General features: G+C 73.1%; 20 protein-coding genes. 16 read left to right on the top strand and 4 right to left on the bottom strand.

The genetic code is table 11. The annotated features are described in order from the left end of the window. Positions 1 to 50 precede the first annotated feature (50 nt). Entirely contained in the window at positions 51 to 893 is an 843-nt protein-coding gene (locus ACTFAP_RS04025; protein WP_390120510.1) for a siderophore-interacting protein, read from the bottom strand. 386 nt (positions 894 to 1279) lie between these two features. Here ACTFAP_RS04025 and ACTFAP_RS04020 point away from each other — a divergent pair, with 386 nt between their 5' ends. The 5 genes from ACTFAP_RS04020 to ACTFAP_RS04000 all read left to right on the top strand — a co-directional run bounded on the left by ACTFAP_RS04020 (position 1280) and on the right by ACTFAP_RS04000 (position 6331). Next, the gene (locus ACTFAP_RS04020; protein WP_390120508.1) at positions 1280 to 1537 is read left to right on the top strand and encodes a hypothetical protein; all 258 of its coding nucleotides are present in this window, start codon (positions 1280 to 1282) and stop codon (positions 1535 to 1537) included. A 7-nt stretch (positions 1538 to 1544) separates the two neighbouring features. Beyond that, positions 1545 to 2366 carry a TlyA family rRNA (cytidine-2'-O)-methyltransferase gene (locus ACTFAP_RS04015; RefSeq protein WP_495683492.1) on the top strand — a complete coding sequence of 274 codons (822 nt, stop codon included), beginning with the start codon at positions 1545 to 1547 and terminating at the stop codon, positions 2364 to 2366. Beyond that, positions 2363 to 3286, top strand: a complete 924-nt coding sequence (locus ACTFAP_RS04010; protein ID WP_030728207.1) for an NAD kinase — start codon at positions 2363 to 2365, stop codon at positions 3284 to 3286. The genes ACTFAP_RS04015 and ACTFAP_RS04010 overlap by 4 nt, the downstream gene beginning before the upstream one ends. Before the next feature lie 41 nt (positions 3287 to 3327). Then, on the top strand, positions 3328 to 5115 hold the full coding sequence (gene recN / locus ACTFAP_RS04005) for a DNA repair protein RecN (protein WP_500468253.1): 1788 nt from the start codon (positions 3328 to 3330) through the stop codon (positions 5113 to 5115). Between the two features lie 118 nt (positions 5116 to 5233). Further along, positions 5234 to 6331, top strand: a complete 1098-nt coding sequence (locus ACTFAP_RS04000; protein ID WP_390120559.1) for a glycosyltransferase family 4 protein — start codon at positions 5234 to 5236, stop codon at positions 6329 to 6331. Between the two features lie 50 nt (positions 6332 to 6381). Here the strand turns inward: ACTFAP_RS04000 and ACTFAP_RS03995 are convergent, their stop codons facing one another. Beyond that, the gene (locus tag ACTFAP_RS03995; protein ID WP_500468252.1) at positions 6382 to 6888 is read right to left on the bottom strand and encodes an NUDIX hydrolase; all 507 of its coding nucleotides are present in this window, start codon (positions 6886 to 6888) and stop codon (positions 6382 to 6384) included. A 39-nt stretch (positions 6889 to 6927) separates the two neighbouring features. Then, entirely contained in the window at positions 6928 to 7962 is a 1035-nt protein-coding gene (locus ACTFAP_RS03990) for a LacI family DNA-binding transcriptional regulator (RefSeq protein WP_400013197.1), read from the bottom strand. Between the two features lie 268 nt (positions 7963 to 8230). On the opposite strand from ACTFAP_RS03990, the gene ACTFAP_RS03985 reads away from it, so the two are divergent. Continuing rightward, entirely contained in the window at positions 8231 to 9406 is a 1176-nt protein-coding gene (locus tag ACTFAP_RS03985; protein ID WP_495683489.1) for a beta-1,3-glucanase family protein, read from the top strand. 89 nt (positions 9407 to 9495) lie between these two features. Here the strand turns inward: ACTFAP_RS03985 and ACTFAP_RS03980 are convergent, their stop codons facing one another. Further along, positions 9496 to 11307, bottom strand: coding sequence for a glycoside hydrolase family 15 protein (locus tag ACTFAP_RS03980; protein WP_495683488.1), 1812 nt, complete (start codon positions 11305 to 11307; stop codon positions 9496 to 9498). Positions 11308 to 11519: 212 nt separating this feature from the next. Here ACTFAP_RS03980 and pyrG point away from each other — a divergent pair, with 212 nt between their 5' ends. The 10 genes from pyrG (at position 11520) to ACTFAP_RS03930 (ending at position 23277) form a co-directional block, all read left to right on the top strand. Further along, positions 11520 to 13175 carry a CTP synthase gene (pyrG, locus tag ACTFAP_RS03975; RefSeq protein ID WP_200368095.1) on the top strand — a complete coding sequence of 552 codons (1656 nt, stop codon included), beginning with the start codon at positions 11520 to 11522 and terminating at the stop codon, positions 13173 to 13175. A gap of 6 nt (positions 13176 to 13181) precedes the next feature. Continuing rightward, the gene (locus tag ACTFAP_RS03970) at positions 13182 to 13814 is read left to right on the top strand and encodes an NUDIX domain-containing protein (RefSeq protein WP_390120490.1); all 633 of its coding nucleotides are present in this window, start codon (positions 13182 to 13184) and stop codon (positions 13812 to 13814) included. 344 nt (positions 13815 to 14158) lie between these two features. Continuing rightward, the gene (locus tag ACTFAP_RS03965) at positions 14159 to 16195 is read left to right on the top strand and encodes a tetratricopeptide repeat protein (protein WP_495683486.1); all 2037 of its coding nucleotides are present in this window, start codon (positions 14159 to 14161) and stop codon (positions 16193 to 16195) included. 118 nt (positions 16196 to 16313) lie between these two features. Beyond that, positions 16314 to 17429, top strand: coding sequence for an alanine dehydrogenase (ald, locus tag ACTFAP_RS03960; RefSeq protein WP_390120556.1), 1116 nt, complete (start codon positions 16314 to 16316; stop codon positions 17427 to 17429). A gap of 310 nt (positions 17430 to 17739) precedes the next feature. Beyond that, a complete protein-coding gene (locus tag ACTFAP_RS03955; protein ID WP_078635192.1) occupies positions 17740 to 18840 on the top strand; it encodes a ParA family protein in 1101 nt (366 codons plus the stop codon). Next, positions 18825 to 19370 (top strand): hypothetical protein, encoded by a 546-nt coding sequence (locus ACTFAP_RS03950; RefSeq protein WP_400013202.1) that lies wholly within the window; start codon positions 18825 to 18827, stop codon positions 19368 to 19370. Before ACTFAP_RS03955 ends, ACTFAP_RS03950 begins: the two co-directional genes overlap by 16 nt. Before the next feature lie 89 nt (positions 19371 to 19459). Continuing rightward, complete coding sequence (locus ACTFAP_RS03945; protein WP_500468251.1) at positions 19460 to 20575, top strand: segregation and condensation protein A; 1116 nt, start codon at positions 19460 to 19462, stop codon at positions 20573 to 20575. After that, positions 20568 to 21179, top strand: a complete 612-nt coding sequence (scpB, locus tag ACTFAP_RS03940) for an SMC-Scp complex subunit ScpB (RefSeq protein ID WP_030728170.1) — start codon at positions 20568 to 20570, stop codon at positions 21177 to 21179. The genes ACTFAP_RS03945 and scpB overlap by 8 nt, the downstream gene beginning before the upstream one ends. Then, a complete protein-coding gene (locus ACTFAP_RS03935; RefSeq protein ID WP_390120480.1) occupies positions 21179 to 22162 on the top strand; it encodes a pseudouridine synthase in 984 nt (327 codons plus the stop codon). Before scpB ends, ACTFAP_RS03935 begins: the two co-directional genes overlap by 1 nt. 29 nt (positions 22163 to 22191) lie before the next feature. After that, positions 22192 to 23277, top strand: coding sequence for a prephenate dehydrogenase (locus tag ACTFAP_RS03930; protein ID WP_500468250.1), 1086 nt, complete (start codon positions 22192 to 22194; stop codon positions 23275 to 23277). The last annotated feature ends 77 nt before the right edge of the window (positions 23278 to 23354 follow it).

Raw genomic sequence — 23354 nt, 5'->3', positions numbered from 1 at the left:
GGGTGTGGCGTGGCCCGTACCGGACCGCCCGGGTCGGGCGGTGGTGCCGGTCAGTCGTTCTCCTCGGCCTTGGCCGGGCCGGTGGAGATCTGGGCGATCAGGTCGTCCTCGGTGGTGCCCTTGCGCCAGTAGCCGGTGAACTTGATGTTCTTGCGGTCGATGCCCCGGTCGTTGACCAGGTGACGGCGCAGGGTGCGCACCGAGCCCGCCTCGCCGGCGATCCACGCGTAGGGGCGCCCGGCGGGCAGGTGGGTGGCGCGTACCGAATCCAGCAGGGTGGTCTCGTCGTCGCGGACGACCCAGGTGATGTCGGCGTCGGCCTTGGTGCTCAGCTCCTGGCGGTCCTCGTGGTGGGCGACCTCCAGCCAGACCTTCGCGGGGATGCCGGGCGGCAGCCAGTCCAGGATGCCGGCGATGGCGGGCAGTGCCGTCTCGTCACCGGTGATGAGCATCCACTCGGCCTCGGGGGGCGGGCGGAAGTCGACCGCGGCGTTGTCCTCCTCGACCGGGCCGAGGATGGCGATGGCGTCGCCGGGGGTGGCCTTCTCGGCCCAGCGGGACGCGGGGCCGCCGTGTTCGCCGTGCAGGGCGAAGTCGATGTCCAGCTCGTCCGGGCCGCGGCGCTGCTCGCGCGCGGTGTAGGTGCGCATGATGCCGCGTTTGGACGGGTCCATCTGCTGCCAGGCGGGCCACCAGCCCTGTCCGGCGTGCCGGGGGATGGCCACCTCGTGGTCGCCGGGCTGGGGCAGGAAGAGTTTGAAGCGCTGGTCGCGCCCTCCGCTGGCGAGCCGGCCGAGCCGGTCGCCGCCGAGGGTGACGCGGGTGAAGCTGGGGCTGAGCCGGGTTGTCCGGAGCACCTGGAGATCGAAGAACTCGAAGGGCGCGGCGGTCATGTGTCGTGTCCTCTCGTTTCGGTCGTGGGATTCCGCCCGGCGGGCGTGCGGTGGTGCGGTCCGCGGCGAGATGTCTGGTGACGCCCGGGCGGGCGGTGGCGCGGCAGGAGCGTGGTGCGGGGCAGCGTCATGGGGCCCGGTCTCTCGGAAACGCCGGAACTGGAGGTTAGGCTAACCTAACTTTCGCGTCGAGTGTGAGGGGCCCCAGGGGGAGTTGTGAGTGACGGGGGAGGCGCTCACGGTGGCCGGTTCCGCGCCGGCGGCGCCCACCGGCCCCGGCCGCGTGCCGGCTGCTCCCCGTGGTCGCTGTCCACCGAACGCCGGGCCACGGGACGTGAGGGTGGGGCGACGGCGTTCGGGGGCGGGCAGGCGGTAGCGTCGGGCGCATGGATGAGTCCACGCCCACGCGGCAGCCGGAACCGGTCGAGGCGCCCCAGGAGGACGAGGGGCCGCGACCGCTGGGGATCGGGATCAGCGCCACCGGGCACCCGGGTGTGGACGCCGTACTCGCCCGGCTGACCGACGCCGATCACCTCGCCGTCGGCGGTCATGGGGAGGTGTACGAGGATGTTCACCGCGGGCTGCGTGACACGCTGACCGCGCTCGACGTCCCGCACCCTCATCCCGTGACCCCCAGGAGCTGAACCACCCGTGGCAGCGACCCGCCGACGCCTGTCCCGCCTCGACGCCGAACTGGTGCGGCGCAAGCTCGCCCGCTCGCGCGAGCACGCCAGGACGCTGATCGAGACCGGCCGGGTGTCGGTGGACGGTCTGGTGGCCGCCAAGCCCGCCACCCAGGTCGCCACCAGCGCGGCCCTGGTGGTGCGTGAGGACGCCGACGACCCCGGCTACGTCTCGCGCGGCGGGCACAAACTCGCCGGCGCGCTGGAGGCCTTCACCCCGCTCGGGCTGCGCGTGGAGGGCCGCCGCGCGCTGGACGCCGGGGCCTCCACCGGGGGGTTCACCGATGTGCTGCTGCGGGCCGGCGCGGCTCATGTCATCGCCGTGGACGTGGGCTACGGGCAGCTCGCCTGGTCGCTCCAGGCCGACGAGCGCGTCACCGTACAGGACCGGACAAATGTGCGGGAGATGACGCTCGAACAGATTGGCGGGCGGCCGGCGGAACTGATCGTCGGTGATCTCTCGTTCATTCCCCTGGGGCTGGTGCTGCCCGCCCTGATCGCCTGTGCCGCGCCCGACGCCGATCTGGTGCTGATGGTCAAACCGCAGTTCGAGGTCGGCAAGGAACGGCTCGGCAGCGGCGGCGTCGTGCGCAGCCCGCTGCTGCGCGCCGAGGCGGTCACCGCCGTCGCGGGACGGGCGGCGGAGCTGGGCCTCGGCGTGCGGGGCGTCACCGCCAGTCCGCTGCCCGGACCCTCGGGCAACGTCGAATACTTCCTGTGGTTGCGCGCCGGCGCACCCGCACTCGACCCCGCCGATGTCGAACGCGCCGTGACGGAAGGGCCCCAGTGACCACGATCAACCCGCCGCGTACCGTCTTTCTGCTCGCCCACACCGGGCGGCCGGCCGCCGTGCGCAGCGCCGAACTCGTGGTGCGCGGGCTGCTGTCGCACGGGGTGGGGGTGCGGGTCCTGGCCGAGGAGGCCGCGGACCTGCCGATGCCCGGGCATGGCGCCTACGACGACCGCGTGGAGTGGGTGGAGGCCGGCCCCGGGGTGGCCGACGGCTGCGAACTGCTGATCGTGCTCGGCGGCGACGGCACCCTGCTGCGCGGCGCGGAACTCGCGCGGGCCTCGGGGGTGCCGATGCTCGGGGTGAACCTGGGGAGGGTCGGGTTCCTCGCCGAGGCGGAGCGGGACGACCTGGACCAGGTCGTGGACCGGGTGGTCACCCGCGCCTACGAGGTCGAGGAGCGGATGACCCTCGATGTGCTGGTCAGCGACGACGGGCAGGTCATCCACCGGGACTGGGCGCTGAACGAGGCCTCGGTGGAGAAGGCCGCCCGCGAGCGGCTGCTGGAGGTCGTCATCGAGGTGGACGGCCGCCCGGTCTCCGGCTTCGGCGGGGACGGGGTGGTGTGTGCCACGCCCACCGGCTCCACCGCGTACGCTTTCTCGGCCGGCGGCCCGGTGGTGTGGCCGGAGGTCGAGGCGCTGCTGATGGTGCCGATCAGCGCGCACGCGCTGTTCGCGAAGCCGCTGGTCACCGCGCCGGGATCGGTGCTCGCGGTGGAGGTGCGCCCGGACACCGGGCCGGGTGTGCTGTGGTGCGATGGGCGGCGCACGGTCGAACTGCCCGCCGGTGCGCGGGTGGAGGTGCGGCGCGGTCTGGTGCCGGTCCGCCTGGCGCGGCTGCACCGGGCGCCGTTCACCGACCGGCTGGTGGCCAAGTTCGCCCTGCCGGTGGCCGGATGGCGCGGCGCTCCGCACTAATGTTCGACCCCGGGCGTCGCCACATCCCCCGATGACCTCGTATGGTCGTATCCGTGTTGGAGGAGATGCGGATCAAGGACCTGGGCGTGATCGACGACGCGATCGTCGAACTGTCCACCGGCTTCACCGCGGTGACCGGCGAGACCGGCGCCGGCAAGACCATGGTCGTCACCAGCCTCGGCCTGCTGCTGGGCGGCCGGGCGGACGCCGCGCTGGTGCGTGCCGGGGCTGCGACAGCCGTCGTGGAGGGCCGCATCAGCCTGCCCCCCGGAGCGCCGGCCGCGCACCGCGCCGAGGAGGCCGGTGCCGAACTGGACGAGGGTGCGCTGCTCATCAGCCGCACCGTCTCCGCCGAGGGGCGTTCCAGAGCGTACGTCGGCGGCCGGTCGGTGCCGGCCGGGCTGCTGACGGAGCTGGCCGACGAACTCGTCGCGGTGCACGGCCAGACCGACCAGCAGGGGCTGCTGCGCCCGGCCCGGCAGCGCGAGGCGCTCGACCGGTACGCGGGCGAGGCCGTCGCCGCGCCGCTGGCCGGGTACCGCGAGGCGTACCGGCGGCTGCGTGATGTCTCCGCCGAGCTGTCCGAGCTGACCACCCTGGCCAGGGAACGGATCCAGGAGGCCGATCTGCTGCGCTTCGGCCTGGAGGAGATCGCCGCCGCCGAACCGCGCCCCGGTGAGGACGGCGAACTCACCGCGGAGGCCGCGCGGCTCGGCCACGCCGAGGCGCTCGCCTCGGCCGCCGCCGTCGCGCACGGCGCGCTGGCGGGCGACCCCGCCGACCCGGCGGGCGTGGACGCCGGGGTGCTGGTCGGCGGCGCGCACCGGGCGTTGGAGGCGGTGCGCGGCCACGACGCCGAGCTGGCTGAGCTCGCCGACCGGCTGGCCGAGGTGCACATCCTGCTCACCGACGTGGCGGGTGAACTCGCCTCCTACGCCGACGGCCTGGACGCCGACCCGCTGCGGCTCGCCGCCGTGGAGGAGCGCCGCGCGACCCTGGCTCACCTGATCCGCAAGTACGGCGGCGGCCCCGAGGAGACGGCGGCGGGCGACGGCTGCTCGGCGCTGCTGGTGTGGGCCGAGGGCAGCGCCGCCCGGCTCGCCGAGCTGGAGGGCGACGACGAGCGGATCGGGGAGCTGACCGCCGAGCGCGATGCCCTGCGCTCCGAGCTGAGCGTGCTCGCGCAGACCCTCAGCGACGCCAGGGCGGAGGCCGCCAAGCGTTTCGGGGAGGCCGTCACCGACGAGCTGACGCAGCTGGCGATGGCGCACGCCCGGATCGAGGTCGCGCTGCGGCACACCGAGGCCGCGCTGCCCGCCGAGGGCATCGAGGTCGGCGGTCGCACCGTGGCGTACGGGCCGCACGGGGTGGACGAGGTCGAGCTGCTGCTGGCCCCGCACCCCGGGGCCACGGCCAGGCCGATCGCCAAGGGCGCCTCCGGGGGTGAGCTGTCGCGGGTGATGCTGGCCATCGAGGTGGTCTTCGCCGGGTCGGCACCGGTGCCCACCTATCTGTTCGACGAGGTGGACGCCGGGGTGGGCGGCAAGGCGGCCGTCGAGATCGGCCGCCGGCTGGCGAAGCTGGCGGACTCCGCGCAGGTGGTGGTCGTCACACACCTGCCGCAGGTCGCGGCCTTCGCGGACCGGCATCTGGTGGTCGAGAAGACCAACGACGGGTCGGTCACCCGCAGCGGCGTGCAGTCCGTGCACGGTGAGGGCCGGGTACGGGAGTTGTCCCGGATGCTGGCGGGGCAGGAGGACTCCGCGCTCGCCCGCGCGCACGCCGAGGAGCTGCTGGCCACCGCCGCCCGGCTGGGACGCCGCCGGTAGTCCAGGAGAGTGGCGCGCGCTACCGCGATGCCGTCGCGAGCTGGCATTCTGGACGCCCCGCGCGGTGTGTGACCGCGGAGTGACCCAGGACACAGTCGAGGAGAGGAGCGTGCCGGCCATGCCCGTCGTGCCGCCAGTGGCCGGACGTGCCCCGCAGCTGCATGTGGTCCAGCTGCTCGGCGGGGGCAGCGCCGGCACGGGGGCGCATGTGCGCTCGCTGGCGGCGGGGCTCGACGCCCGGGGCGTGCGCGTGACGGTATGCGCCTCCCAGTACGCCGAGCGCCGTTACGACTTCGCCGGCACCGGCGCCCGCTTCATCCCGCTCCCGGTACGGGCCCAGGCCGACGCCGTCCGCACCCTGCGGGCGATCTGCTGCGACGCGGACCTGGTGCACGCCCACGGCATGCGGGCCGGACTGGTCGCCGCGCTGGCACTGCGGCGCCGCGCGGTCCCGCTCGTGGTCACCTGGCACGCCCGCCCCGGGGACCACGGCGTACGGGAGCGGCTGCGCCGGCTGACCGAACGCTGGGTGGCACGCGCCGCCTCCGTCGTGCTCGGCGCCACCTCCGACCTGGTGGACCGGGCCCGACGGCGCGGCGCGCGCGACGCCCGGCTGGCGCCGGTGGCGCTGCCCGCGCAGCGCACCGGGCGCAGCGGTGAGGGCGAGCCGCACAAGGTACGGGCGGAGCTGGGCGTCGTCGACCGGCCGCTGCTGATCGCCGAACAGGGCCACGACCTGCTGCTGGCCGCCGCGCGCGGCTGGCGCGGTCTTGACCCGCAGCCGTTGCTGGTGATGGCGGGGGAGGGGCCGCAGCGCGGCGCCTGGCAGCGGCGCATCGAACGCGAGGGCCTGCCGGTGCGGCTGCTGGACCGCGCCCAGGACGTACGGCGGCTGCTTCCGGCGGCCGACGTGGCGCTCGCCGCACCGCGCTGGGAGGCCAGGCCCCAGCTGGCGCAGGAGGCGCTGCGCGGCGGGGTGCCGCTGGTGGCGACGGCGGTGGGCGGCGTACCGGAGCTGGTGGGTGACGCGGCGGTGCTCATCCCCTACGGCAACCCGGGGGCGCTGGCGAGCGCGGTGCGCACCCTGCTGGAGGACCCGGACCACCGGGCGGCCCTGACACTGGCGGGCCGTGCCAGGGCGCGTTCCTGGCCGACCGAGGACACGACGGTGGCGCAGGTGCTGAGCGTCTACGACGAGCTGTCCGGCGCCCGCTAGCGGGCGTCCGGTGCCCGGCGGCGGCCGGGTCGCGGTCCGGCCGCCCGGGGTCAGTGGTGCCAGGGGAGGACGACCGGGGTGGACGGCACCCGGCCGGCGGCCAGGTCGGCGGCCAGGTCCGCCAGGCCGAGAGGGTGGACGGTCTCGGTGGTCACGGCCAGCTCCGCGATGGGCCACCAGCGGTGCCCCGCGAGGTACCGGCTCTCGTGAGCCTCCTGGCCGGCCCTCTCCACGTGGTGCGCCGTGACCGCGAGGTGGAAGAAGTCGTCCTGGAAGACGCCCCTGGCCCAGCCGAGGTCCGCGTACCCGGAGGTTTCCGCGATCTTCGGCCCGAGGTCCTGGGGCCGTACGGACAGCCCCGTCTCCTCACGCAGTTCTCTGGCCGCCGCAGCGGCCGGGGTCTCGCCGTCCCGCACTCCGCCGCCGGGGGTGTGCCAGCGATGCCCGGCTTCCGGCATTCCCGGACGGTCGAGGGACTTCCACAGCAGCACCCGGTCCGCGCCGTCGAGCAGGATCACCCGGGCGGAACGGTGGCGGTTCGCCTCGTGTTCGGACATCCCCGCAGGCTACCCGGGGGCGCCGGAGCGCTGCCGCCCCTACGTCGAGGCGCGCACCACCAGTTCGGCCGGGGTGATCACCGGGGCCGGCGGGGTGGCCCCGTCGTCCGGTGCGGGGGTCAGCCGGCGGAGCAGGAGTTCGGCCATCAGGCGGCCCATCAGCTGGACGTCCTGACGGACCGTGGTCAGGGCGGGTTCGGCCCAGGCGGCCGGTTCCAGATCGTCGTAGCCGGCCACCGCCACATCCCGGGGCACCCGCAGGCCGTGCCGGCGCAGGGTGCGCAGCGCGCCGGTGGCCATCAGGTCGTTGCCCGCGAGGACCGCGTCCAGATCGGGGGAGGTCTCCAGCAGCCGCGCCATCGCCGCCTCCCCGCCCTCCGCCGTGAAATCGCCGTGCGCCAGCAGCGCCGGGTCGGGCGCGGTCCGTCCCAGCGCGTCCAGGTACCCGGCGAGCCGGTCCTGCGCCGCGGTCTGGTCCAGCGGTCCGGTGATCACGGCGATCCGGCGCCGGCCGCGCGCCAGCAGGTGCTCCGCCGCCTGCCGTGCGCCGTCGCGGTTGTCCGTGTCCACGTACAGCAGTCCGCTCTCCCGCTCGGCGCCCGGCCAGCCTGGGCGCCCGCCGAAGACCGTCGGCAGCCCGGAGGACCGGGCCAGCGCCGGCAGCGGCTCGTCGTTGTGCAGCGAGAACATCAGTACGCCGTCCACGTGGCCGCCCGCCAGATAGCGGCCGATGCGGTCGTCGTCGCCCGGCCGCTCCACCAGCATGAGCAGCAGCTGGGTGTCGTGGGCGGCGAGTTCGCGGCCGATGCCGCGCAACTGCTGGGCGAAGAAGGGGTCGGCGAAGACCCGCGACTCCGGTTCGGCGATCACCACGCCCACCGCGCCGGTACGGCGGGTGACCAGGGAGCGGGCCGCGCTGTTGGGCACGTACCCGAGCGCCGCCACCGACCGCCGCACCCGCTCCCGCAACTCGGCCCGTACGCCGGGCGTTCCGTTGACCACCCGGGAGACGGTGGCGCGCGAGACGCCCGCGTGGGCGGCGACGGCTTCGAGCGTGGGGTGGTGTGCTGACACTTAGGACCCTCTTAAGTCGCGGGCCCTTGACCGTACCGCTCGCCCCCGGCAGTGTGCTTGGCAACGCCTGAGAGCGCTCTCACAAGCTCCCCCACGGGACCCGTCCGACGCAACACCGCACCCCCACACGGAAGATGTGCACTGTCATGCGCATGAAAAAAGCAAGGCGGCCGGCGGCCGGTTCCGCCGCCCCCACCGCGGCCACCGAGCCCGGTCATTCCCTGCTCCTCGACGATGTCTCCGTCCAGATCGGTGAGGTGTGATCCCGATGGTCAACCGCAGGAACCTGCTCAAGGGCGCCGCCGCCGGCGCGATCGCCGTCCCGGCCGCCGGACTGCTCGCCACCCGGGCCTTCGGCGGCACGGACACCGCCGTCGCACCACCCTCGACCGCCGCCACCCTCCCCGTGCACATCGTCAACAACACGGGTGAATGGGCCAACAGTTCGGTGTACCTGTACGTCGTCGGCAATGTCGACGGCCGTCAGGTACGGCTCACCCCGGACGGCGCGCTCGCCCCGATCTCGCTCGACGACAACGGCCCGGACGGCTTCACCGACTACGCCATCCCGCTGGCCGGCTCCGGCACCACCACCCTGCACCTGCCGTACATGTCGGGCCGGATCTACACGGCGCTGGGCGCCAAGCTCAAGTTCAAGGCGGTGGCGGACGGCAACGGCGCCCCGGCGCTGGCCTACCCCGCCGGCTGGGTGCCCACCGACCCCAACTACGACGTGCTGCACGACTGCGCCGAGTTCACGTACAACGCGGACGGCATGTTCTGCAACGTCACCATGGTCGACATGTTCAGCGTCCCGCTGGACGTCCGGCTCCAGGGCACCGCCGACCAGACCGCGGGGGTGCTCAAGCCCGGCGGCCGGCAGCAGATCTTCACCGAGGTCGGCCGCGACGACACCTACGCGCCGCTGGTGATCGGCGACCGACGGGTGCTGGCCCCCAGCCACGGGCTGGACGCCGGGCTCTTCCCCAGCGGCTACTTCGACGCGTACATCGACCGGATCTGGGGCGAGGGCCACCAGCTGAACGTCCGTACGAACGAGGGCTACTTCACCGGCCGGGGCAGTGGCGGGCGGCTGGTCTTCAACGGCCCCGCCGAAGTGGCGTTCGACCGCCCCACCACCCGCGACGTGCTGTTCTGCGACGGCGCCCTGCACGCCCCCAACGACGGGATGCGCGGCCCGGTGGCCGCCATCCTGGGCGCCGCCCTCAACCGCACCACCGCGCACAGCCACATCGAGCAGCCGGTCACCGACGCCGCCGCGTTCTACCAGGGCGACGTCACCCACCACTACGCCAAGGCACTGCACGCCGCGATGGAGGACGGCCGCGCCTACGGCTTCGCCTTCGACGACGTCGCCGACTTCGCGTCCTACATCCAGGACCACGCGCCGCAGCAGTTCACGCTGACCCTCAGCCCCTTCTGAGGCGAAGGACCACGCGTCCCCCCAACCGCCGGTGGCCGCCCCTGACTCCGAGTCGGGGCGGCCACCGGTGCCGTACTAGGGGCGGGGCGTCAGCCGCCGTACGCGCCCGAGGCGGTCAGCCGCAGCGCCGTGTCGATCAGCGGCACGTGCGAGAACGCCTGCGGGAAGTTCCCCACCTGGCGCTGGCGGCGCGGGTCCCACTCCTCGGCCAGCAGACCCAGGTCGTTGCGCAGCGACAGCAGCCGCTCGAACAGCTTGCGGGCCTCGTCCACCCGGCCGATCATCGCCAGGTCGTCCGCCATCCAGAACGAGCAGGCCAGGAACGCGCCCTCGTCGCCCTCCAGACCGTCCACTCCCGCCTCGTCACCGGCGGTCGGGTAGCGCAGGATGAAGCCGTCCAGGGTGGACAGCTCGCGCTGGATCGCCTCGACGGTGCCGATGACCCGCTTGTCGTCGGGCGGCAGGAAGCCCATCTGCGGGATCAGCAGCAGGGAGGCGTCCAGTTCCTGCGAACCGTAGGACTGGGTGAAGGTGTTGCGCTCCTTGTCGTAGCCGTGCTCGCACACGTCGCGGTGGATCTCGTCACGCAGGTCGCGCCACCGCTCCAGCGGGCCGTCCACCTCGCCCGACTCGATGAGCTTGACGGTGCGGTCCACCGCGACCCAGGCCATCACCTTCGAGTGCACGAAGTGGCGGCGCGGACCGCGCACCTCCCAGATCCCCTCGTCCGGCTCGTTCCAGTGGTCCTCCAGGTAGCGGATGAGCTTCAGCTGGAGAAGATTGGCGTGATCGTTGCGGGCCAGGCCGGTCATGTGGCCCAGATGCAGCGCCTCGGTGACCTCGCCGTAGACATCCAGCTGGAGCTGGCCGGCCGCGCCGTTGCCGATCCGTACCGGCTGCGAGTTCTCGTACCCGGGCAGCCAGCTCAGCTCGGCCTCCGACAGCTCCCGCTCGCCCGCCACCCCGTACATGATCTGGAGGTTCTCCGGGTCCCCGGCCACCGCGCGCAGCAGCCACTCGCGCCAGGCACGGGCCTCCTCGTGGTAGCCGGTGCGCAGCAGCGAGGAGAGCGTGATCGCGGCGTCCCGCAGCCAGGTGTAGCGGTAGTCCCAGTTGCGCGAGCCGCCGATCTCCTCGGGCAGTGAGGTGGTGGGGGCCGCGACGATGCCGCCCGTCGGCGCGTACGTGAGCGCCTTGAGGGTGATCAGCGAGCGGACCACCGCCTCGCGGTACGGACCGTGGTACGTGCAGTGGCTGACCCAGTCGCGCCAGAACTCCTCGGTGGCGGCGAGCGCCTCCTCGGGCTGCGGCACCGCCGGCGGCTCCTTGTGCGAGGGCTGCCAGCTGATGGTGAACGCGATCCGGTCACCGGGGGCGACCGTGAAGTCGGAGTAGGTGGTGAGGTTCTTGCCGTACGTCTCGGCCGAGGTGTCCAGCCACACCGAGTCGGGCCCGGCGACGGCGACCGTCCGGTCGTCGACCTTGTGCACCCACGGCACCACCCAGCCGTAGGAGAACCGCATCCGCAGCGCCGAACGCATCGGCACCCGGCCGCTGACGCCCTCCACGATCCGCACCAGCTGCGGGGCGCTGTCGTCGCGCGGCGGCATGAAGTCGGTCACACGCACGGTGCCGCGCGTGGTGTCCCACTCGGACTCCAGGATGAGCGAATCGCCCACGTAACGGCGCCGGGTGGCGGGCGGAGGCGGCACGTCCTTGCCGTGCGCGGGCCCGATGCGCCAGAAACCGTGCTCATCCGTGCCGAGCAGGCCGGCGAAGACCGCGTGCGAGTCGAAACGGGGCAGACACAGCCAATCGGCCGAGCCGTCCCGGCAAACGAGGGCGGCGGTCTGCATGTCGCCGATGAGTGCGTAATCCTCGATGCGCCCGGCCACTTGCATCTCCAGTCGAACGGTGGGGCAGCCCCGTGGGACGTGCGTGATGTACGTCGCTCAATTGAGCGTCCGAGCAATATACGACGCCTCGCGGGTCCTCGCGCGCCATCCGTGTACCGCCTGGCTACAGCCCGCTCACTGATACGCTGGTAGCCCGTGGAGCGGAGGGCAGCAGGACCCCCGAGCCGCATCCGACCTCGCGACCACGGGAGCCCGCTTTGGCCACTGTCTCCAGTCCCCACAAGACGACCAAGCACATCTTCGTCACCGGTGGGGTCGCCTCCTCGCTCGGCAAGGGACTCACCGCGTCCTCGCTCGGCGCGCTGCTCAAGGCGCGCGGGCTGCGCGTCACCATGCAGAAGCTGGATCCGTATCTGAATGTGGATCCCGGCACCATGAACCCCTTCCAGCACGGCGAGGTCTTCGTCACCAACGACGGAGCCGAGACCGACCTGGACATCGGGCACTACGAGCGGTTCCTCGACGTCGATCTGGACGGCACCGCGAACGTCACCACCGGGCAGATCTACTCCACCGTGATCGCCAAGGAGCGGCGCGGCGAGTACCTGGGCGACACCGTGCAGGTCATCCCGCACATCACCAACGAGATCAAGCACCGCGTACGGCGGATGGCCACCGACGACGTGGACGTGGTGATCACCGAGGTCGGCGGCACCGTCGGCGACATCGAGTCGCTGCCGTTCCTGGAGGCCGTGCGCCAGGTGCGCCACGAGGTGGGGCGCGACAACGTCTTCGTCGTGCACATCTCGCTGCTGCCCTACATCGGCCCCTCCGGCGAGCTGAAGACCAAGCCCACCCAGCACTCGGTGGCCGCGCTGCGCAACATCGGCATCCAGCCCGACGCGATCGTGCTGCGCGCCGACCGCGAGGTGCCGCTGGCCATCAAGCACAAGATCTCCCTGATGTGCGACGTCGACGAGGCCGCCGTGGTGGCCTGCATGGACGCGCCGTCGATCTACGACATCCCCAAGGTGCTGCACACCGAGGGTCTGGACGCGTACGCGGTGCGCCGGCTGGACCTGCCGTTCCGCGACGTGAACTGGACCCAGTGGAACGATCTGCTGCGCCGCGTCCACCACCCCGCGCACGAGGTGACGGTGGCGCTGGTGGGCAAGTACATCGACCTGCCCGACGCCTACCTGTCGGTGACCGAGGCGCTGCGGGCGGGTGGCTTCGCCAACAACGCCCGGGTGAAGATCAAGTGGGTGACCTCGGACGACTGCAAGACGCCGGGCGGCGCCGCCGAGCAGCTGGCCGACTGCGACGCGGTGTGCATCCCGGGCGGATTCGGTGACCGGGGTGTGGACGGCAAGATCTCCGCGATCACCTGGGCCCGGGAGAACGGGGTGCCGCTGCTGGGCCTGTGCCTGGGGCTGCAGTGCGTGGTCATCGAGGCCGCGCGCAACCTGGCCGGCATCGAGGGGGCGGACTCCACCGAGTTCGACCGCGCCACCGCGCACCCGGTGATCTCCACGATGGCCGAGCAGCTGGACATCGTGGCCGGTGAGGGTGACATGGGCGGCACCATGCGTCTTGGCCTGTACCCGGCGAAGCTGGCCGAGGGCTCGATCGTGCGCGAGGTGTACGGCGGCGAGCCGTACGTCGAGGAGCGCCACCGGCACCGCTACGAGGTCAACAACTCCTACCGCCAGGACCTGGAGAAGAAGGCGGGGCTGGTCTTCTCCGGCACCTCGCCCGACAACAAGCTGGTGGAGTACGTGGAGTACCCGCGCGAGACCCACCCGTACCTCGTCGCCACCCAGGCCCACCCGGAGCTGCGCTCCCGGCCGACCCGTCCGCATCCGCTGTTCGCCGGCCTGGTGAAGGCCGCCGTCGAGCGAAAGGCCTCCTGACCGACCATGCCCCGCGAACTGCGCGACACCCCCGATTCCTGGCCGGTGAACGCCACCGCCACCCCCTTCACCGGCAACAAGACGAGCGTCCGCACGGACGACGTGGTGATGCCGGACGGGTCGGTGGTGCGCCGCGATTACCAGGTGCACCCCGGCTCGGTGGCCGTCCTGGCGCTGGACGACCAGGACCGGGTGGTCGTCATCCGCCAGTACCGGCACCCCGTCCGCGCCCGGCTGTGGGAGATCCCGGCCGGTCTGCTGGACGTGCCCGGCGAGAACCCGCTGCACGCCGCCCAGCGCGAGCTGTACGAAGAGGCGCACATCAAGGCCGAGGACTGGCGGGTGCTGGCCGACGTGTACACGACGCCCGGCGGCTGCGACGAGGCGGTGCGGATCTTCCTGGCCCGCGGGCTGTCCGACGCGGAGGGCGAGCGGTACGCGGTCTCCGAGGAGGAGGCCGACATGGATCACGCGCGGGTGCCGCTGGCCGAGCTGCTGAGCGGGGTGCTGGCCGGGGAACTGCACAACAACTGCCTGGTGGTGGGCGCGCTGGCGCTCGCCGCGGCCCGGGCGGGGGACGGTGAGGACGCGCTGCGGCCCGCCCTGGCGCCGTGGCCGGCGCGCCCGTTCCCGGCGTAGGCCCGTACCGGCCGTGCCGTCGTGGCGGGCGCCCGCCGCCGGGCGCGTCCGCCCGCTCCGGTCCCGGGCGGACGGCGCGCGGCGAGATGCCGTGCGCCGTTCCGGCTCCGGCAGGGGTGCGGCGCTGATCCGGTTCGCGCTCCCGTCGGATGCTCCGCCACGCGGTGCGGGTCCGCTGCCCGCACCGGGACGCCGCCGCTCCCCTCCGGCGCCCGCCGCGCGCCCCGCTCACGGCGGGGGAGGCCCGGGCCCGGTGCGGGGGCCCGTGTCCTGGCGGGGCGCACGCCCCCGGTGGCATACGCTGCGCTCACCACTCACCACGCACGCGAAGCAGAGGGCGCGCAGTGACGGAAGCGGCGGTTGACGGGTCCCCCGGTCTCGGGGGACTGCTCGGGCGGCAGAGCGAACTCGCGCGGTTGCGCGCCGACATCGACGGGGCCGGTCTCGACACCATGGCAGGCCGGCCCGCGCCGCGCAGCCGGGTGCTGCTGGTGGCCGGCCGCCCGGGCAGCGGCCGTACCGCCCTCGCCGAGGAGTTCGCCCAGGAGCAGCTCGCCACCGGCCGCTATCCGGACGGCCTGCTGCGTGCCCGGCTCACCGATCCCGGCGGCGAACCGGTTCCCCTGGAGCGGGTCACCCGCGAACTTTTGACGGCCCTGGACGTGCCGGCCCCGGCCGGCGCGGACGAGGACGACCTCACCGATGTGCTCCGTACCGCCCTCGCCCGACACCGCGCGCTGCTGCTGCTCGACGACGTGAAGGACGCCGGACAGCTGGCCGAGCTCATCCCCGACACCCGCGACTGCCTGGTGCTCGCCGTCTCGCGCGGCCCGCTCACCGGCATCCCCGATGTCCGTCCGTGCACCCTGGGCGCCCTGGACCCGCCGACCGCGCTGAGCCTGCTGCGGCGCGGCGCCGGGGAGATCCGGATCACCGTGGACCCCACCGCCGCCGACCGGCTGATCGTGGCCTGCGGCGGCCTGCCGGCCGCCGTCGTGCTGGTGGCGGGATGGCTGGCGATGCGCCCCGAGTCGACCATCGCCGAAGCCCTGGCCAAGATCACCCGACCGGATGACGCGGACGGCCTCGGCGGTGCCGAGGACCCGGTGGCCCTGGCCTTCCGGCTGGTGTACGCCGCGCTGCCGTCCGGCGCCGCCCGCACTCTGCGGCTGATGGCGCTGGCCCCCTCCGGAGTACTGGACGCGCACACCGTGGCCGCGCTCACGGGCTGCGCGCTGGGCGCGGCGCGCGGGGCGCTGGAGAACTTCGCGCTGCTGGGTCTGGTGCGCCCCGCCCCGCCCGGCAGTGAGCGCGGCGAGTACCGGGTTCCCGGTGCACTCGATCCGCTGCTGCGGATCCTGCTGCGGACCCGGGAACGACCCGCCGAGGTGCTGCTGGCGCGGGCCAGGATGCTGGAGCGCGCGGTGCGCCGGCTGCGCGCCTGCCAGGCCGTCACCGAGCCGCTGGGCAGCCCGGCCCGGCAGTGGCTGTCCGGGCTCCCGGCGGCGCTGCGTTTCGAGGACCCGGCGGACGCGGCCCGCTGGCTCGCCGCCCGGCTGCCGGCGCTGACCGCCGCCGCCCGGATGGCGGTGGCGGACGGCGGGGATCTGGACACCCTGGCCCGGCGGCTGATCGGGGCGCTGACCGGTGCCCTGCTGGCACACCACGACCGGGACGGCGCGGCCCCCGAGCTGTACCGGCTGCACGAACTGGTGCTGGAGGTGGCGACCCGGCGCGGTCTCGCGGGGGAGCGCGCGGCGGCGTTGCTGGGTCTTGGCGATCTGGACCTGGCGGTCGGCCGCCCCGTCCTGGCCCTGGAGCGGTACCGGGCGGCGCTGGATGCCGCGCGCGCGGACCGGGGCGGTCCGGACGGCCCGCTCGCCGCCCGGGCCCTGGAGTCGGTCGGTGACACCTACGCGGAACTGGCGGACTGGCAGCGCGCGGCCGACTGGTACGGGCGGGCGCTGGCGATCCAGCAGTCGCGCGACGAGCCCGCGGCGGTGGCCCGGCTGCACGGGCGGATCGGGGCGGCCCTCACCCGTACCCGGCACTGGACCGAGGCGCTGCGCGCCTGGCGGGCGGCAGCCGCGGCGCACCGCAGGGGAGGGGACCGGCGCGGTCAGGCGGCGGCGCTGGCGGATCTGGCCACCGTCCAGGAGTACGCGGGCCGCCCGCAGGAGGCGCTGCGCAGCGGTGAGGAGGCGCTGCGGCTGGCGGGCGAGGCGGGGGATCCGGAGCTGGCGGGGCAGGTGCGGCTGCTGCTGGCGCGGATGGCGGAGCGGATGGGGCGGATGGCGCAGGCGGCCAGGTACCGGGCGGCGGGGTCCGGCGCCGCCCTGGAATCCTCTGCGGTCACCGAGGAAGGGTCTTACGAAACATAGAGTTCACCGGGTAATGATCGAATGAATGTAAGGCTGGACAGGGATCAGCCCTTCATTAGACTGGTCTGACAGCTTTCCGTTCTGCCTTTGGCAATGACGCAAGAGGACCGTGATCGACGTGAAGGTCGGAATTCCCCGCGAGGTCAAGAACAACGAGTTCCGGGTCGCCATCACCCCCGCCGGCGTGCACGAGCTGGTCACCGCCGGACACCAGGTCGCCGTCGAACGCGGCGCGGGTCTCGGCTCCGCCATCACCGACGAGGAGTACACCGCCGCCGGCGCCTCGATCGTCCCCACCGCCGACGAGGTGTGGTCCGGCGCCGAACTGCTGCTCAAGGTCAAGGAGCCGGTGGCCGAGGAGTACCACCGGCTGCGCAAGGGCCAGATCCTGTTCACGTACCTCCATCTGGCCGCCTCGCGGGAGTGCACCCAGGCGCTGCTGGACTCCGGCACCACGGCCATCGCCTACGAGACGGTCGAGACCGCCGGGCGCGCCCTGCCGCTGCTGGCCCCCATGTCGGAGGTGGCCGGCCGCATCGCGCCGCAGGTCGGCGCGTATCACCTGATGCGCTCGGCGGGCGGCCGGGGCGTGCTGCCCGGCGGTGTGCCCGGCACCGCGCCCGGTGAGGCGGTCGTCATCGGCGGCGGGGTCTCCGGCTGGCACGCCACCCAGATCGCCATCGGCCTGGGCTTCCATGTGACGCTGCTGGACCGGGATGTGGCCAAACTGCGGGAGGCCGACCGGATCTTCGGCACCCGGGTGAAGACCATCGTCTCCAACGTCTTCGAGCTCGAACGGGCCGTGCTCGCCGCCGATCTGGTGATCGGCGCGGTGCTCATCCCGGGCGCGCGGGCACCAAAACTGGTCAGCAATGAGCTGGTGGCGCGGATGCGCCCCGGAAGTGTCCTTGTCGACATCGCGATCGACCAGGGCGGCTGTTTCGCCGACTCCCGCCCCACCACGCACGCGGAACCCACCTTCCGGGTGCACGATTCGGTCTTCTACTGCGTGGCCAACATGCCCGGCGCGGTGCCCCACACCTCCACATATGCCCTGACCAATGCCACTCTCCCGTATATCGTGGAGCTGGCGGGACGCGGCCTGACCGGCGCCCTGCGCCGCGATCCGGCGCTGGCCCTGGGCCTCAACATCCATGAGGGACAGGTCGTCTACGCCCCCGTCGCCGAGGCGCACGGAATGCCCCACGCCGAACTGGCCGCCGTTCTGGCCTGATCCGATCGTTCCGTCAACCGGAGGCGTCAACATCGGGAAGATCACATCCTCTTGTCGACACATCGGCTGACAGGCGGGCGCCGATTTCCCGCCGGTGCCCCTTTCAACCAAGTGGGTACTGCGGGAACGGACCTTGGAACGCCTCTCGCACTCTTGACAGGGGGGTGTGCGAAGCCCGACACATCGGTACCGGTCCGGCGGATTGTGTTGCCGCTGACCGCCGACACGCCATAGAGTCGCCAATCGTCGGCATGGTGCAACGCTGACTCTGTCCAGAAGTTTCCTGATCCCCTAGGAGGTAGGACGACTTGTGAATGAGTCGACAATTACTCCCCGGGGTGGACACGCGGGCAGCGGCTCCGTCGCCGTCCGTACCTTCGCAACTCACCAAAGCCACGCGACCATGACAGCGCCTCAGAGCACGGACGGCCACGACGTGAAAGACGCCGACCGTATCCCCGATGACGCAGAACTGCCCGACGGACAGTTCTACGACCCGGACGCGGAATACGAACCCGACCCCGAGTACGCGGCGACCATCGCGCCCGACGCGGCCCGACAGCGCCGCGAGCGCATCGGCCCCACCGGGCGCCCGCTGCCGTACTTCCCGATCCCCGGCCCGCTCACCGAGCGCGGACCGGCCAAGATCATCGCCATGTGCAACCAGAAGGGCGGCGTCGGCAAAACGACCTCCGCCATCAATCTGGGCGCGGCGCTCGCCGAATACGGCCGCCGCGTACTGCTGGTGGACTTCGACCCGCAGGGCGCCCTGTCGGTCGGCCTGGGGGTCAACCCCATGGAGCTGGACCTCACCATCTACAACCTCCTGATGGAACGCGGCATGGCCGCCGACGAGGTGCTGCTGAAGACCGCCGTGGCCGGCATGGACCTGTTGCCCAGCAACATCGACCTGTCGGCCGCCGAGGTACAGCTGGTGAGCGAGGTCGCGCGCGAGTCGACCCTCAGTCGCGCCCTGCAACCGCTGCTGCCCGACTACGACTTCATCGTCATCGACTGCCAGCCCTCGCTCGGCCTGCTCACCGTGAACGCGCTCACCGCCGCACACAAGGTGATCGTGCCGCTGGAGTGCGAGTTCTTCGCGCTGCGGGGTGTCGCGCTGCTGACGGAGACGATCGAGAAGGTGCAGGAGCGGCTCAACCCGCAGCTGAGCCTGGACGGCATCCTGGCCACCATGTACGACTCCCGTACGGTGCACAGCCGTGAGGTGCTCGCGCGGGTCGTCGAGGCGTTCGACGACAGCGTGTACCACACGGTGATCGGACGTACCGTGCGCTTCCCGGAGACCACGGTCGCCGGTGAGCCGATCACCACGTACGCCTCCAACTCGGTGGGCGCGGCCGCCTACCGCCAGCTCGCCAGGGAGGTGCTCGCCCGGTGCCACGCCGAGTGAGTCTCCCGGCAGCCGACGAACTGTTCCGCAGCACCGGGGGGTCGGCGGCCGTCCAGCCCTCCCAGCCAGCTCAGCCCACCCAGTCCACCGGCCCGAACGAGCAGGCACAGCAGCCGCCCTCCTCCGCCGACGGCCCGGCGCCCACGGCGCCGGGCGGCGGAGGCGGCGAGGCCGGTGCCCAGGCCGCGGTGCCGGGGCAGGGCAAACGGCGATCGGCGCAGCAGCAGCCGACAGCGGCGGCGGGCGCGGGGGCCGCCGCGGCGGGGCCGGGGCAGGCACAACAGCAGCCGCGCAAGGGGCGCTCGGCGCGACGGCCGAGCGGGCGGGAACGGCACGACGAGAAGATCACGGTCTATGTGTCCGCCGAGGAACTGATGGACCTGGAACACGCGCGGCTGGTACTGCGCGGCGAGCACGGACTGGCCGTCGACCGCGGCCGGATCGTCCGCGAGGCGGTCGCCGTGGTCCTGGCGGACCTCGAATCACGGGGCGACGCCAGCATCTTGGTGCGGCGGTTGCGGGGCCGCTGAGGCCCACCGCATGACGCGGGCAAGGCCGGACGGCACGTCGCGTCGCGGCACGTCCCAATTGTCAGCACCGAGGGGTAATGTGCCCCGCGATGCCCCCCGCCGACCCACCCAACCCGAGACGCCGCCGCCCCCTGGGCCGCGGCGCGGGAGCGCTGCCCGCGCCCGGGCGCGCGGGGACGGCGGACGGCGACGAGGGGCCGCAGCCACCGGAGTCCTCCCGGGGCGCGGCGGCGGGTGGTGCACCGCACGTTGAGGTGTCCGTGCCACCGCCGCAGGCACCGGCGGAGCCGGACACCGGCGCGGCTGCCGCGCCCCGCCCCGGGGACGGCCGGGCCGGTGCCGGCGAAGCCCCGCCCGGCCGGTACGCGACGCGGGCCGCGGACCCCGGTGGCGAGGCGAACGCCGCGGGGGAGGGGCGGTTCCGGCTCGTCCTGGACAACTTCGAGGGGCCCTTCGACCTCCTGTTGCAGTTGATCTCGCGGCACAAGCTCGATGTGACCGAGATCGCCCTCTCCCGGGTCACCGATGAATTCCTCGCCCATCTGCGGGCCATGGGCCCCGACGGCGACCTCGACCAGACCACCGAGTTCCTCGTCGTCGCCGCCACCCTCCTCGACCTCAAGGCCGCCCGCCTGCTGCCCGCCGCCGAGATCGAGGACGAGGGGGACCTGGCCCTGCTGGAGGCCCGCGACCTGCTGTTCGCCCGGCTGCTCCAGTACCGCGCGTACAAACGCGTCGCCGAGATCTTCGCCGAGCGGCTCACCGGCGAGGCGCTGCGCCACCCCCGTACCGTCGGCCTCGAACCGCACCACGCACAGCTGCTGCCCGAGGTGATGATCAGCGTCGGCCCCGAGGGGTTCGCCGCGCTCGCCGTGAAGGCCATGCAGCCCAAGCCGGTGCCCCAGGTGTACGTCGACCACATCCACGCGCCGCTGGTCTCCGTACGGGAGCAGGCCGCCCTCGTCGTGGAGCGGCTGCGGGACGCCGGGCAGGTGTCCTTCGCCGAGCTGACCGCCGATGCCCCCGACACCCTCACCGTCGTGGCCCGCTTCCTCGCGCTGCTGGAGCTGTACCGCGAGCGCGCCGTGCACCTGGACCAGCCCGAGGCGCTGGGGCCGCTGCTGGTGCGCTGGAGCGCCGCCCCGGAGGAGGCCGGGCGGACGCTGGTCACCGACGAGTTCGATCAGGAGGCACCCCATGAGTGAACCGGCCCCACCGCCCGCGCTCAAGCCGTCCCTGGAAGCCGTGCTCATGGTCGTCGACGAGCCGGCGACCGAGGAACACCTGGCCAAGGTCCTGGACCGGCCGCGCCGGGAGATCGCCGACGCGCTGCGCGAGCTGGCCGACGAGTACACCGCGCAGAACCGGGGATTCGAGCTGCGGTACGTCGCCGGCGGCTGGCGCTACTACACGCGGGCGCGGTACGCCGAGGCGGTGGAGAGCTTCGTCCTGGACGGGCAGCAGGCCCGGCTCACCCAGGCCGCGCTGGAGACGCTGGCGGTCGTCGCGTACCGGCAGCCGGTCAGCCGTTCCCGGGTCTCCGCCGTGCGCGGCGTGAACTGCGACGGGGTCATGCGCACCCTGCTCCAGCGGGGGCTGATCCAGGAAGCGGGCACCGAACCCGAAACAAGTGCGATCCTGTACGGGACGACACACTACTTCCTGGAGCGATTGGGCCTCACCGGCCTGGACGAGCTCCCGCAGCTGGCTCCCTTCCTTCCCGAGGCCGATCAGGTCGAGGGCGAGAGCCAGGAAGGAGTGCCGTCGTTCGAAGTTGACGACAGCGGCGAGACTCCTACGGATCATTGATGCGAAGCAGCGGCAATAACAGCAACCGGAACCACCGGGGCGCGGGCAACAGCCGCGACGACAAGCAGAAGCGGACGGGCAGGCCCCCCCGTCCCGAAGAGCGCAGGTACGGCAAGCAGGGCGGCCCGGGCGGGCCCGCCAAGCCGGCCCGCAAGCGTCCGGCGCCCGCGCGGTCGCGCGAGTACGACGCCCAGATCGAGGAGCGCAACCGCGCCCGGCACGACAAGCCGGCGCCGAAGCTCCCCAAGACCCACGGGGAGCCGGAGGGCGAGCGCCTGCAGAAGGTGCTGGCGCGTGCCGGGCTCGGTTCCCGCCGGGCCTGCGAGGAGCTGATCGACCAGGCCAGGGTGGAGGTCAACGGCAAGATCGTCACCGAGCAGGGCCGCCGGGTCGACCCGGAGAAGGACGAGATCAAGGTCGACGGGCTGACCATCGCCTCCCAGTCGTACCTGTTCTTCGCCCTCAACAAGCCGGCCGGCGTCGTGGCCTCCATGGAGGACCCCGAGGGCCGCCAGTGCCTGGGCGACTACGTGCAGAACCGGGAGACCCGGCTCTTCCACGTCGGGCGCCTGGACACCGAGACCGAGGGCCTGATCCTGCTCACCAACCACGGCGAGCTGGCGCACCGCCTGACCCACCCCCGCTACGGCGTCAAGAAGAGCTACCTCGCCGCCATCCGCGGGCCCATCCCGCGCGACCTGGGCAAGCGGCTCAAGGACGGCATCAAGCTGGAGGACGGCTACGCCCGCGCCGACCACTTCAAGGTCGTGGAGAACACCGGCAACAACTACCTCGTCGAGGTGAGCCTGCACGAGGGCCGCAAGCACATCGTGCGGCGGATGCTGGCGGAGGCCGGGTTCCCGGTCGACAAGCTGGTCCGTACCCACTTCGGGCCGCTGGCCCTCGGTTCGCAGAAGTCGGGCTGGCTGCGCCGGCTCACCAACACCGAGGTGGGCCAGCTGATGCGGGAGGTCGGTCTGTGACCGTCCGCTGACCCCATTACGCTGGTCGGATGCGCACCGCCCTGGTCATCGGCACCGGTCTGATCGGTACCTCCATCGCTCTCGCGCTCAGCGCGCGCGGCGTACGGGTGCACCTGGAGGACCGGGATCCGGACCAGGTCCGTACCGCCGCCGCACTGGGGGCGGGCACCGAGGAGCCGGTGACGGGGCGGGTGGAGCTGGCCGTCGTCGCCGTACCCCCGGCGTACATCGCCGCCGCCGTGGCGGAGGTGCAGCGGCGCGCGGTGGCGGACGGCTGCATCGACGTCGGCAGCGTGAAGGGCGGTCCGCGCCGTGAGCTGGCCGCGCTCGGCGGCGACCCGGCCGGGTACCTGGGCACCCATCCGATGTCCGGCAAGGAGCGGTCGGGGCCGCTGGCGGCCTCCGCCGATCTCTTCGAGGGCCGGCCCTGGGTGCTCACCCCCACCCCCGAGACCCGCACCGAGGTGCTCAACCTGGTGCTGGAGCTGGTCGCGCTGTGCCGCGCGGTTCCGGTGGTGATGGAGGCCGACGCCCACGACCGGGCCGTCGCGCTCGTCTCGCACACCCCGCAGCTGATCTCCAGCCTGGTGGCGGCCCGGCTGGAGAACGCCGAGGAGTCCGCGGTACGGCTGTCGGGGCAGGGCATCCGTGATGTGACCCGGATCGCGGCCTCCATGCCGCAGATGTGGATGGACATCCTGTCCGCCAACCCCGGCCCGGTCGCCGACGTGCTGGCCGCGCTGGCGGGCGATCTGGAGGAGACCGTGCGCTCGCTGCGCGCGATGGAGTCCGGGGACCCGGAACGGCGCGCGGGCGGGGCGGCCCGGGTCGAGACGGTGCTGCGGCGCGGCAACGCGGGCCGCGAGCGGGTGCCGGGCAAGCACGGCGCGGCGCCCGCCGTGTACGAGACGGTCGGGGTGCCGATCACCGACCGGCCGGGGGAGCTGGCCCGGATCTTCGCGGACGCGGGCGCGGCGGGCGTCAACATCGAGGACGTCCGCATCGAACACGCCACCGGCCAGCAGGCAGGTCTGGTGCAGCTGATGGTGGACCCGATGGCGGCGCCACGGCTGATCGCCTCGCTGCGCGAGCGCGGCTGGGCGATACGGCAGTGACCCCGGCTCGTACATCTTTGCGGGGAGGGTGGGCGGGGGCCGGGCGCGGGCCCGGGGGCCGGTACCCTTGGCCGGGG

Source organism: Streptomyces sp. PH9007 (assembly GCF_059813725.1).
The sequence above is the reverse complement of the archived record's forward strand: the minus strand, read 5'-3'. Positions and strand labels throughout refer to the sequence as shown.

Excerpts from the sequence above, each read along its gene's own strand:
- ACTFAP_RS03945 (WP_500468251.1), top strand. The coding sequence starts at position 19,460 with ATGCCCCCCGCCGACCCACCCAACCCGAGACGCCGCCGCCCCCTGGGC.
- ACTFAP_RS03995 (WP_500468252.1), bottom strand. The coding sequence starts at position 6,888 with ATGTCCGAACACGAGGCGAACCGCCACCGTTCCGCCCGGGTGATCCTG.
- ACTFAP_RS03935 (WP_390120480.1), top strand. The coding sequence starts at position 21,179 with ATGCGAAGCAGCGGCAATAACAGCAACCGGAACCACCGGGGCGCGGGC.
- ACTFAP_RS04000 (WP_390120559.1), top strand. The coding sequence starts at position 5,234 with ATGCCCGTCGTGCCGCCAGTGGCCGGACGTGCCCCGCAGCTGCATGTG.
- ACTFAP_RS03985 (WP_495683489.1), top strand. The coding sequence starts at position 8,231 with ATGGTCAACCGCAGGAACCTGCTCAAGGGCGCCGCCGCCGGCGCGATC.
- ACTFAP_RS03970 (WP_390120490.1), top strand. The coding sequence starts at position 13,182 with ATGCCCCGCGAACTGCGCGACACCCCCGATTCCTGGCCGGTGAACGCC.
- recN (WP_500468253.1), top strand. The coding sequence starts at position 3,328 with ATGGTCGTATCCGTGTTGGAGGAGATGCGGATCAAGGACCTGGGCGTG.
- scpB (WP_030728170.1), top strand. The coding sequence starts at position 20,568 with ATGAGTGAACCGGCCCCACCGCCCGCGCTCAAGCCGTCCCTGGAAGCC.
- ACTFAP_RS03930 (WP_500468250.1), top strand. The coding sequence starts at position 22,192 with ATGCGCACCGCCCTGGTCATCGGCACCGGTCTGATCGGTACCTCCATC.
- ACTFAP_RS03980 (WP_495683488.1), bottom strand. The coding sequence starts at position 11,307 with ATGCAAGTGGCCGGGCGCATCGAGGATTACGCACTCATCGGCGACATG.
- ACTFAP_RS04025 (WP_390120510.1), bottom strand. The coding sequence starts at position 893 with ATGACCGCCGCGCCCTTCGAGTTCTTCGATCTCCAGGTGCTCCGGACA.
- ACTFAP_RS04020 (WP_390120508.1), top strand. The coding sequence starts at position 1,280 with ATGGATGAGTCCACGCCCACGCGGCAGCCGGAACCGGTCGAGGCGCCC.